Source organism: Paraburkholderia hospita (assembly GCF_002902965.1).
Lineage (GTDB): Bacteria > Pseudomonadota > Gammaproteobacteria > Burkholderiales > Burkholderiaceae > Paraburkholderia > Paraburkholderia hospita.
In genome coordinates, this window is the sequence record NZ_CP026105.1 from 4,011,484 (window position 1) to 4,021,292 (window position 9,809).

At 59.9% G+C, this 9,809-nt stretch carries 11 protein-coding genes; 4 read left to right on the forward strand and 7 right to left on the reverse strand.

The genetic code is table 11. The annotated features are described in order from the left end of the window. Positions 1–390 precede the first annotated feature (390 nt). Positions 391–732, reverse strand: coding sequence for a surface attachment protein Sap1 (gene sap1 / locus C2L64_RS18250; RefSeq protein WP_090834782.1), 342 nt, complete (start codon positions 730–732; stop codon positions 391–393). A gap of 531 nt (positions 733–1,263) precedes the next feature. Here sap1 and C2L64_RS18255 point away from each other — a divergent pair. The 3 genes from C2L64_RS18255 (at position 1,264) to C2L64_RS18260 (ending at position 2,971) form a co-directional block, all read left to right on the forward strand. Beyond that, on the forward strand, positions 1,264–1,890 hold the full coding sequence (locus C2L64_RS18255; RefSeq protein WP_007743271.1) for a LysE family translocator: 627 nt from the start codon (positions 1,264–1,266) through the stop codon (positions 1,888–1,890). Positions 1,891–2,038: 148 nt separating this feature from the next. Continuing rightward, positions 2,039–2,206, forward strand: coding sequence for a hypothetical protein (locus C2L64_RS54140; protein WP_028363935.1), 168 nt, complete (start codon positions 2,039–2,041; stop codon positions 2,204–2,206). Positions 2,207–2,689: 483 nt separating this feature from the next. Beyond that, complete coding sequence (locus C2L64_RS18260) at positions 2,690–2,971, forward strand: hypothetical protein (RefSeq protein ID WP_007581786.1); 282 nt, start codon at positions 2,690–2,692, stop codon at positions 2,969–2,971. 229 nt (positions 2,972–3,200) lie between these two features. On the opposite strand, the gene C2L64_RS18265 is transcribed toward C2L64_RS18260, so the two are convergent. Both C2L64_RS18265 and mnmE read right to left on the reverse strand, forming a co-directional pair. Further along, positions 3,201–4,382 (reverse strand): tyrosine-type recombinase/integrase, encoded by a 1,182-nt coding sequence (locus C2L64_RS18265; protein WP_090834784.1) that lies wholly within the window; start codon positions 4,380–4,382, stop codon positions 3,201–3,203. Between the two features lie 115 nt (positions 4,383–4,497). Further along, the gene (gene mnmE / locus C2L64_RS18270; protein WP_090834786.1) at positions 4,498–5,898 is read right to left on the reverse strand and encodes a tRNA uridine-5-carboxymethylaminomethyl(34) synthesis GTPase MnmE; all 1,401 of its coding nucleotides are present in this window, start codon (positions 5,896–5,898) and stop codon (positions 4,498–4,500) included. Positions 5,899–6,245: 347 nt separating this feature from the next. Between mnmE and C2L64_RS18275 the strand changes: the two genes are divergently transcribed. Beyond that, on the forward strand, positions 6,246–6,668 hold the full coding sequence (locus C2L64_RS18275; RefSeq protein ID WP_090834789.1) for a transcriptional regulator: 423 nt from the start codon (positions 6,246–6,248) through the stop codon (positions 6,666–6,668). 100 nt (positions 6,669–6,768) lie between these two features. Here the strand turns inward: C2L64_RS18275 and yidC are convergent, their stop codons facing one another. From yidC to rpmH, 4 genes are all read right to left on the reverse strand, one after another. Beyond that, positions 6,769–8,421, reverse strand: coding sequence for a membrane protein insertase YidC (yidC, locus tag C2L64_RS18280; protein WP_090834791.1), 1,653 nt, complete (start codon positions 8,419–8,421; stop codon positions 6,769–6,771). Between the two features lie 30 nt (positions 8,422–8,451). Further along, complete coding sequence (yidD, locus tag C2L64_RS18285; RefSeq protein ID WP_007581797.1) at positions 8,452–8,682, reverse strand: membrane protein insertion efficiency factor YidD; 231 nt, start codon at positions 8,680–8,682, stop codon at positions 8,452–8,454. Positions 8,683–8,755: 73 nt separating this feature from the next. After that, positions 8,756–9,265: a ribonuclease P protein component gene (gene rnpA, locus C2L64_RS18290; RefSeq protein ID WP_397326813.1), complete on the reverse strand. Its 510-nt coding sequence runs from the start codon at positions 9,263–9,265 to the stop codon at positions 8,756–8,758. A 26-nt stretch (positions 9,266–9,291) separates the two neighbouring features. After that, entirely contained in the window at positions 9,292–9,426 is a 135-nt protein-coding gene (rpmH, locus tag C2L64_RS18295) for a 50S ribosomal protein L34 (protein WP_004198824.1), read from the reverse strand. Positions 9,427–9,809 lie beyond the last annotated feature (383 nt).

Below are 9,809 nucleotides of genomic sequence, written 5' to 3' on the forward strand. Positions count from 1 at the left end.
GATTGCCGCGACGTCGGGCCGTAAAGCCCTGTCGCATCAACCTTCCTGCTTTCGCTTGTCTTGAAAGCAGCAACATATGTGCCGAGTCCGCGCTATCGAGCCATCGCGCGCTTTTCGCGCCTGGCTGCAAGGTGGGACCGTGATGATACCGAATATGCGGGCGCGGCATGACAGCCTGATGAGGCCGCCGGGCGCGGGTGATGAGCAGATGGAATCAGTGGACAGGTTTCGCGCGACCGATCGGCGCGCTGACGTCGGACCAAAGGTCAGCTGAAAAACGATGATGGCCAGGTTAAAACCTGGCCCTGCCGAGACGCGAAAGGAATGCTTTCGTTGGGATGTTTGTATTCACCCGACATTTACTGTCGGGTGCAATCCAACTCTAAATGCTTATTGCTTGATGAATCGGTCGGTGGTCCAAAGGCCTTGTGTATCGCTATTGCCGGCATTGACGAATTCGACGTCATGCCCGACCACGCGGACTACGCGAAAATCCGAATGCTCCGGCGTGGAAATGCACTGATAACCGGAGAAGAACTCCTGCATTTGTTGTTGCTCGCCGGCCTGCGCGTGTTGCGTGACGGCGTCGAGTTTGTCCTTCGACAGGCAGCCATATGAATTCGCCTTGAACTGCACCGTTTGCTGGGGCTTGATCACGACGTCCTGCGCCTGCGCGCCTGCTGCTGCGAATAGACCCGTCAGCGCGAAAAGAATGGCGACTCGCTTGTTCATGGTTACCTCCTTGCGGGGTACGTCTCAGGTTAGCTATGTGTTTAACTGCCGGAAAACAAGCACATCTTTAAATCTAGATGAAACGTTTTGAACGGCAAGCACATCTTGTGTGCGCTTGCAACAGCGGCTAAATGTCGCACCGCGTTAGAGCGTGAATTGATACCGCCCTAATGACGTAATACCGCGGTTATTAGGCGGATTGCGAATTGCGATTGAAGGCGTGAAGGCATAGTGGATAATCTCTTGAGGACGAGATCAGCGTTTACGCTTAAAGGGTTTTTAAACCGTTTGCGATAAATGGTTAAGCCATTGATGCATTGCACACAAAGTCATTCGTGCGACTCATGAAAAACCGTCACGAGCTGAAGCGAACGCAGAATAAAAAAGATGCCTGAGGGCGGTGCGCTCTGTCTTCCTGAACAAACTCAAACGGGCGCTTGCACGAACGCCGTGTTCGTGGATAAATCGACCGGCCCAAACACGAACGGGAGCGACGCGCCGAAGCGCCGGGCCCGGTCCCAGGAGACTTTCATGACACTTGCACACTGGCTTCCCTTTGCCATCGCCTCCGCGATCCTCGTCGCGATTCCCGGACCTACCGTGCTGCTTGTAATTTCTTATGCGCTCGGCCACGGCCGTCGATTTGCCATGGTGACGACCGCGGGCGTCGCGCTCGGCGACCTCACGTCGATGACGGCGTCGATGCTCGGGCTTGGCGTGATCCTCGCCGCGTCCGCGACGCTGTTCACTGCGCTCAAGTGGCTCGGCGCAGCGTATCTGATCTATCTTGGCATCAAGCTGTGGCGTGCTCCCGTGTCGACGGCCGACGCACCGGCCACAGGCGAGACCCGCGCGAGCCGGATCTTCGCGCACGCATATGCGGTGACAGCACTCAATCCGAAAAGCATCGTGTTCTTCGTGGCGTTCGTGCCGCAGTTCATCGATACGCAAGTCGCCACGTGGTCGCAGATCGCGATTTTCGAAGCCACCTTCGTCGCGCTCGGGACCTTGAATGCGTTGGGGTATGCCGTGCTTGCTTCGGCCGCGCGGCGCGCGATCCGCAGTCCGCGCGTGCAGCGTGGGGTCAACTGCACAGGAGGCACGCTGCTGATCGGCGCGGGACTTCTGGCCGCGGCGTGGAGGAAGTCGACGGCATGAGCGCATTCTGATCGGCGGAACGCGACGCACCGGGCGCGCTACTTGCATCACTCGAATCGCGCACATGGTGTGCGCGGTGGATCACACGCAGTGACTTGCAACACGCCTACAATGAAATTGTCGCTGTTCCATCGATCAGGAGGTTACTGTGATCGAGCATCTGATTCTGGGCGCGTTTCTGATCGTGCCGCTACTCATCGTCGCGTTTCTGTTTTCCGACGAACTCTGGCAGGAACATCGCCAGGCCTTGCACGATGACGACCATCACAGGCGGATGGACTGGCGGCATCCGATTCGCAGCCTGCTGCATCATTAGGCGGGTTGACAGTATCCGGAGCGAACGGAGGCTAACGTGCTGGCCTTCTCTTTCTCGTGGGACGGAATACTGGCTATTCATGTTGGCGCTGATCGTGGTCAGCGTGGCATTGACCTCGCTTTGCGGTTCGGTGCCGCGCGCCCGAGCCGCCGGCGGATGACGCTTAGCTCTTTGCGCCCTCTGTTTTTTGTATCCCTCACTTGAATTTCCGGTGTTGCGCAGCGCGTCGCCTTGCGGATGTGCTGCATCTCACTCGCCCTTATGCGTCACGTCGTCAAACTGACGTCCAAACATCATTCTGTTCCCCCGATTGTCATGCGACGTGCATGCGTACGCTTGAGGCCATGCGATGTCGTTAGTTTGTGGCCCGACATCGCCGGGATACCTATTTGTTTGCATAGGTAGTGACTGGCTAAAATCCGGCTAAAGTTAATCATCAGATGTAAAAAACTTTGGCCTTGTCGAGACGTCACGGGGGACGACATGAACCGATTGATCGATCAGGAAATCGCGCACATTTCGCGCGTCATGTGGCCATCGCTGCTTGGGGATATGGGCGGCACGATCCTTACTTCGGAGTACTGGCGCATGAGGTTGCACGCGCTCCTTGATGCTCCTTCTCTCACCAAAATTCAACTGTGCGCCCTCGACAGTCTGCTGCTCCGGCTCGATCACTATGACCGGCACGGCTCAGATGTCTACTCGGCGCCTGTCGCCGCGGAATCCGGCGAGCATGACGTTGAGCAGGTAGCTTTGCACGGGTGATGGTTTGGCGGGCCGGATTCCGGACCGTAACCTCGGTTCTATCGCACAAAGATTTGTAGAACGGGAGTTGCAGGAACATGAAACGAATCCTGTGTACCTTAAAAGTACATCCCGGGCGGCCCGCATAGTGAATCGCCGGAAACCTCGTTTAATAGGGCGACTCTCGTGTCAAACGGGCCTATACGCGCTGGCGATCCGACACTGTGTACCAATAAGTTGGCAGCCAAGGTCAGCGCATCCCCATCGGCGAACTTGCTTGCTCTCCAACCTGCGCGTCGACGTAATCGGCCCAGAGCTGCATCTCGCGCACAGCGACCGTGTCCTTGGCTTCTGCAAACGCATCCTTGCCGTCTACTGATTGCAACACATCGCGCAGATGACTCAACCCCGTGCGGCGGAAATCGTGGAGTACGAAATGTTCGCCCTCCAGCCCAAGCGTTTTGGCCGCCTGATTCAGCGTGCCCTTTGCAATCGTGCGATCTTCGCTGCCTCGCGTCGACGGGAAGACATAGTTGCGACTGCTTCTGATGTCGCGTAACTCACGCAACATCGCCAGCGCCTGACTCGACAGAAAGACACGACGATCGCGGCCGTTGCTCGCACGCGCGGCGGGAATCGTCCAGACACCTGCTTCGAGATCGAATTCGCGCCACGCCGCTTCGATCAACTCGGATTTATTGACCATCGTGAGCACGAGTAGATGGAGAGCGAGCTTCAGAGGCCGTCGAATGCTCGACGTATGGATCGTACGCAGCAACGTGCCGATTTCGCTTCCCGTCAGCACGCGCGTGCGGCTGTCCTGCGTCGCGATCGTGCGCGCGACGATGGCATCGGCGGGATTGATGCTCGCGAGCTGCCGCGCGATCAGAAACGCGAACAGCCGCCTTGCGACATTGCGCGTGTGGAGCGCCATCTGCGGCGCGCCCCGACTCTTGATTGCGTCGCAGATCGACTGGATATCTTCCGTCGTGACCTGCGCGATGGGTTTGTGCCCGATCGCGGGGAGGATGTCCTTGTCGAGCGCGCGCTGCGTCGTGCGTCGATACTCGTCGGATTTACGGGCCATTGCCGACATCACGTAGAGCTCGGCGCCGTCGCGCAGCACATCGACGCGCTTTTCGGCGCCCCGGTCCTGTCTAGCTATGGACACGGGCGACAAGCCCTGCCCGACGATTTCCGCATACTTCTGCGCCCTGGCTCGAGCGACGCGCAATGACATCAGCTGATAGTCGCCGATCGTGACCATCGGTTGCCGACGCCCGTTGAGCGTATAGCGGAAGCGCCAGACCTTCTTTCCGGTCGGCATGACTTCGAGGATGAGACCGTTGCCGTCGGCGACGCTGTAGCGCGTGGCGCGCGGCTGCAAGGTGCGGATTTGAGATTCGCTGAGCGGCGTCGCGAGTTTTGGCATGCTGGCGGGTTCGGTACACAGGGGGCGTCAAATACAGAGTGTACAGAGTTGTGTACCGAAAAACAGCTTCGATAGAGGCGCTAAAAAGCCATGTATATGGGCTGTCCGCAAGTACTTACTTGCCGATACAAAACCTGCTGAAAATTACACCAAGAAGGTCGTCAGAAGTGAATTCGCCGGTGATCGAATTGAGTTGATCCTGAGCCAGTCGCAACTCTTCAGCGAACAGATCCAGAGCTTGCGCATTCTGATCAGCGTGTGCTGCGGCGAGTCCCAAATGTTCTTGCGCGGCTCGAAGTGCAATCAGATGCCGCTCGCGCGCCAGATAGACGGTTTCCGCGCCGGCTTGCCAACCCGCGATGCGCAGTAGTTCGCCCCGGAGCAAGTCGATCCCGTCGCCCCTTTTTGCGGACAGGCGAACCTCGCACGAATCGCCCTCGTCCGTCCCGTTCAAGCCGGTAACGCTCGGTGCGATTCCCGTCAGATCTGTCTTGTTCAGCACGCGAACAACGGGCACGCCCATCGGAAACCGCGCGGCGATCGCATCGTCGTCGGCGGTCATGCCCGAACGGGCGTCGAGCAGATGTAGCACGACATCGGCGCGCTGGATCTCACCCCAGGTTCGCTCGATACCGATCTTCTCGACCTCGTCTTCCGTCTCACGCAGCCCCGCCGTGTCGATCACATGCAGCGGGATGCCTTCGATCTGTATCGTCTGCGCGACCTTGTCGCGGGTCGTGCCCGCAATCGGCGTGACGATTGCGAGTTCCGCGCCCGCGAGCGCGTTCAGCAGCGACGATTTGCCGACGTTTGGCTGCCCGGCCAGCACGACGGACAAGCCCTCGCGCAGCAGCGCGCCCTGCCGGGCTTCGCTCAGCACCAGCGCGAGACGCTCGCGGATGCGCGCAAGCTTGCCGCGTGCGTCGGCGGCTTCGAGAAAATCGATTTCTTCTTCGGGGAAATCGAGCGTCGCCTCGACGAGCATCCGCAACGTGATCACCTCTTCAACCAAAGAATGGATATCACGCGAAAACGCGCCTTCCAGCGAGCGGCCGGCCGAGCGCGCGGCCGCTTCCGTACTGGCTTCGATCAGATCGGCGACGGCCTCGGCCTGCGCGAGATCGAGCTTGTCGTTGAGAAACGCGCGACGCGTGAACTCGCCCGGTTCCGCAAGCCGCAGACCGAACGCACGTCCGGCATCGATGCAGCGCTGCAGAACCAGCTGGAGCACGATCGGGCCGCCGTGCCCCTGCAACTCGAGCACATGTTCGCCGGTGTAGGAATGCGGAGCCGGAAAATACAGCGCGATGCCGCGATCGAGCGCGTTTCCGCCGCCGTCAAGAAACGGGACGTAGCTCGCGTGGCGCGGCGTCAGCGGTTGCCCGGTGAGCGCCTGCATCATCGGCTGCGCCGCCGCTTCGCCGGCGCGCCCGAACGAAATCCGCACCACACCTATCCCGCCGCGGCCGGGCGCGGTGGCAATGGCGACGATCGGATCGAAATCGGTTGCGAGCATGTCGGAAGCGGCAGAGAGGAGTAAGAAAGCAGCGCACTAGCCGTGCGCTGAACGCCTGGCATTGTAACGCGGGCCTTTCGGGTGTTAGCGCGTGGACCTCGTCGCCGCGGGCGAACGAGATGTTTCAGATTTATCTCAATCGGGCTAAGAGATTCCTGGGTCCACAGATAGAGGAATTCGGACCCTTCGTGTAGTCTAAGCCCTACAGATCAACGTAAAGCGGACTCTGGAATCTTTGGGAGAGCGCTTCCGATGGGTTGCTGTAACGAGATAGGCAAATCTCAGACACGCGAAATGTAGCGTGTACAGTTGTCTACCTGCGATGCGACGGACTGCACAATCTGCCGATGCCAACCGTCGAAGAAAAAGCGGCTTTTGCCGAGCGACTCAAGTTCGCGATGAGACGCGCCCCGGAAAAACTCAAGGGCGGGACCGATCTCGCATTGCATTTCAATCTACGCCATCGCGGCGATCAGCCCGTGTCACCGCAAACGGTGCACAAGTGGCTGAGCGGCCGCACGATCCCCACTGACGACAAGTTGCTCACGCTCGCGGCTTGGCTCGAAGTGGATGTCCATTGGCTGCATTACGGGCCTTCGCCGGGAGGATCGACGCGGAATGTTCCGAAGCCGTTGGCGCGTGGCGAGAAATATCCGCTTTCGCCCGAGACGCTCGAGCTCGCGTCGAAAATCGAATCATTGACGCCGCATCATCGCTATCTGGTTCAGGAACTGATCTCGCAGTTTTACGGCGACGCTGATAACGCTTAGAAAATCGCAGACGTAAAAAAAACCGCCCGGCAGAAACCGGGCGGTTTTTTATGTTGCTTCGTATCGGATCGGACGATTCCTCTCCGATCCGAGCGCTCGATCAGGCGGCCTTCTTCCTCTGCCCCATCATGCGCGTGATGTAGTACTGCTGCGCGATCGACAGCACGTTGTTCACGACGTAGTACAGCACGAGACCCGCCGGGAAGAAGAAGAACATGACCGAGAACGCGATCGGCATGAACATCATCATCTTGGCCTGGACGGGATCCGGCGGCGTCGGGTTGAGCTTCGTCTGAATGAACATCGAGACGGCCATCAGCACCGGCAGGATGAAGTACGGATCTTGTTGCGACAGATCGTGAATCCAGAGAATCCACGGCGCGCCGCGCATTTCCACTGACGACAGCAGCACCCAGTACAGCGAGATAAACACCGGAATCTGAATCACGACGGGCAGACAGCCGCCGAACGGATTCACTTTCTCAGTCTTGTACAGCTCCATCAGAGCCGCGTTCATCTTCTGCGGATCGCCCTTGAAACGCTCGCGCAGCGCCTGCATACGCGGCGTGATTTCCTTCATGCGGGCCATCGACTTGTAGCTCGCGGCCGACAGCGGGAAGAACACCGCCTTGATCAGCAGCGTCAGCAGCACGATCGCCCAGCCCCAGTTGCCGACATAGCTGTGGATCTTCTCGAGCAGCCAGAACAGCGGCTTCGCGATGATCGTCACCCAGCCGTAGTCCTTCACCAGTTCCAGACCCGGCGCGATGCCTTCGAGCATGCGCTCTTCTTCCGGACCGGCGAACAGACGCGCATTCACGTCGACCGTCTTACCCGGTTCGATCGTCTGCAGCGGCTGCTTGACGCCCACGCGATACAGCGACGGGTCGATCTTCTCGACGTAGATATCGCGCTTGACGCCCTGCTGCGGAATCCACGCCGACGCGAAATAGTGCTGCACCATCGCGACCCAGCCATTGTCGGCGGAGGTTGCGTAGTCTTCCTTGTTCTTGTCGATGTCGCCGAACGTCAACTTCTGGAAGTGATGCTGCTCCGTGTACACAGCCGGCCCGATGAACGTATGCGAGAAGCGCGGCGTCTCGACAGGCTGGCTGTCGCGCACGAGTTCCATGTACGCGGTCGGCTTGACGGGCGTCGTGCCGACGTTCTGGATCTTCGTGTCGACGTCGATCACGTAGCTGCCGCGCGTGAACGTGTAGGTCTTCACGACCTTCAGTCCGCCCTTTTCCGGCGACTCGAACGACAGCTTCAGCGTGTTGCCCGTCATGTCGGTCGCCTGACCGGGAACGGGCGTGAACACGTCAGTGTGGTTCGGGAAGTCGCCGCCGAGCAGGCCCGTGCGCGCGAGATACGTGTGATCGGCCGTGTGGTCGAACAGCGTGATCACCTGATCGGGCTGCTTGCCCTCGCCCGGCTTGATCAGCGTGAGCTTGGACAGCGTGCCGCCACGCGTGTCGATCTGGCCGCGGTAGACGTCAGTGCTGAACGAAACCAGCTGCGCCTGCTGCGTAGCGGGTGCCGTCGAGCCGGGCGCCGCGGCGCTCGTCTGCGGCAAATCGGCCGGTTGGCTTCCCGCTGCCGCCGAACCCGGCGCAGCTGGAGCTGCCGTCTTGGTCTGCGTCGCGCTCGGGAAGAACATCGACGGGCGTCCATGGTCGCGCTGCCAGTTGTCGAACAGCATGACAGCTGACATGAAGAAGATGACCCATAGGACGGTGCGTTTGATATCCATGCGTTGTCTCAGTGTCGATGGCACAGCGCGTCAGCGCTTCTTAGGAGTTGGAGGCGGGACAAGATCGATGCCGCCCGCCGAAAACGGGTGACAGCGGCACAGGCGCCTGGCGGCGAGGTAAGTACCACGCGCGGCGCCATGATACTGGATTGCTTCGCGCGCGTAATCCGAACAGGAGGGATAAAAACGGCACCGATTGCCGAGCATGGGACTCACGGCAATCTTGTAGAAACGCAGTAAAGCGAATAGTACCGTTTGCATGACTAGTGCGGCCCAACCGCGCCGCCCGATAAGAAGCGCCGCAAAACAGCCGCGCATGTGGACTGCGCGGGTCTCATGGCGCGGCTGGCGGCGTGTCGGCCGCCTGTCCTGCCGATGCTGCCGGTGCTTCGCGACGGGCGATTTCGCGCGCCGCCTTGTCGAGCAGCACGTCGATTTCGCCACGGCACAGCGCTTTCAACGGCGGCGACGATCCGCTGGGCATCGCCTTCCTGTCGAATTTGGCGTGCAGGCGCAGCAACACGTCCCAGCCGCCGAACTCCGCGCGACGCAAGCGAAACGCTTCGCGCGCGAGGCGCTTCACCAGATTGCGCGTGACCGCGCGCGGCGCAAACTTCTTGCCGATCACGAGGCCGAGCCGCGCTTCATTGCCCGTGGGCCGCGCGTACACGACGAAGTGAGCCGTTCGGCGCCACGGGCGCAAACGAAAAACGGATGAAAATTCATCCGTTTTTAGCAGCCTTGCGGCTTTGGGAAAGGCTGCGGACGCCTGCACCGGAACGACGTTCTGATGCGGCGCGTCTGCCGTTCCCGCAGCGTCACGGGTGTCGGACACAGCGCGCACTCGGCTTGACCGCGTATCAGCCTGCCTTAGATGGCGAGGCGTTTGCGGCCCTTCGCGCGGCGTGCGTTGATGACTTTGCGGCCACCAGCGGTCTTCATGCGAACGCGGAAGCCATGGGTGCGCTTACGGCGCGTCACGGAAGGTTGGTAGGTACGTTTCATGTTGCTCTCACTTGTTGAGAAATAACCGCGCGAGCATCGCTGAAAGTGCAATGGCCGGAGGTTCGAAAATTGGTTTTCGCGGAACCCGCTATTTAAACCGGTTTTCTCTGAGTCGTCAATAGTTTAGGGCGATGATCCACAGGCGGCGATTGCCGGCGGTGTTTGATCGGGCCCTGTGGATAACTCACTTTACGCACCGTTTTGGCGGTAGAATCTCGCCTTACTTCCCAAAAATCACGCACGCCGCCCCGGCCCGCTTGACCCCGCAAACCCTTGTGGCACAAGCGTCTGGGGCTTTTCCGCCTGGCTGCTTCGGGCCTCGTCGCGTATCTCGCGATCAGAGCGCCGGCGGGACGCGTCGCAAACATAACGATAGCAACTTG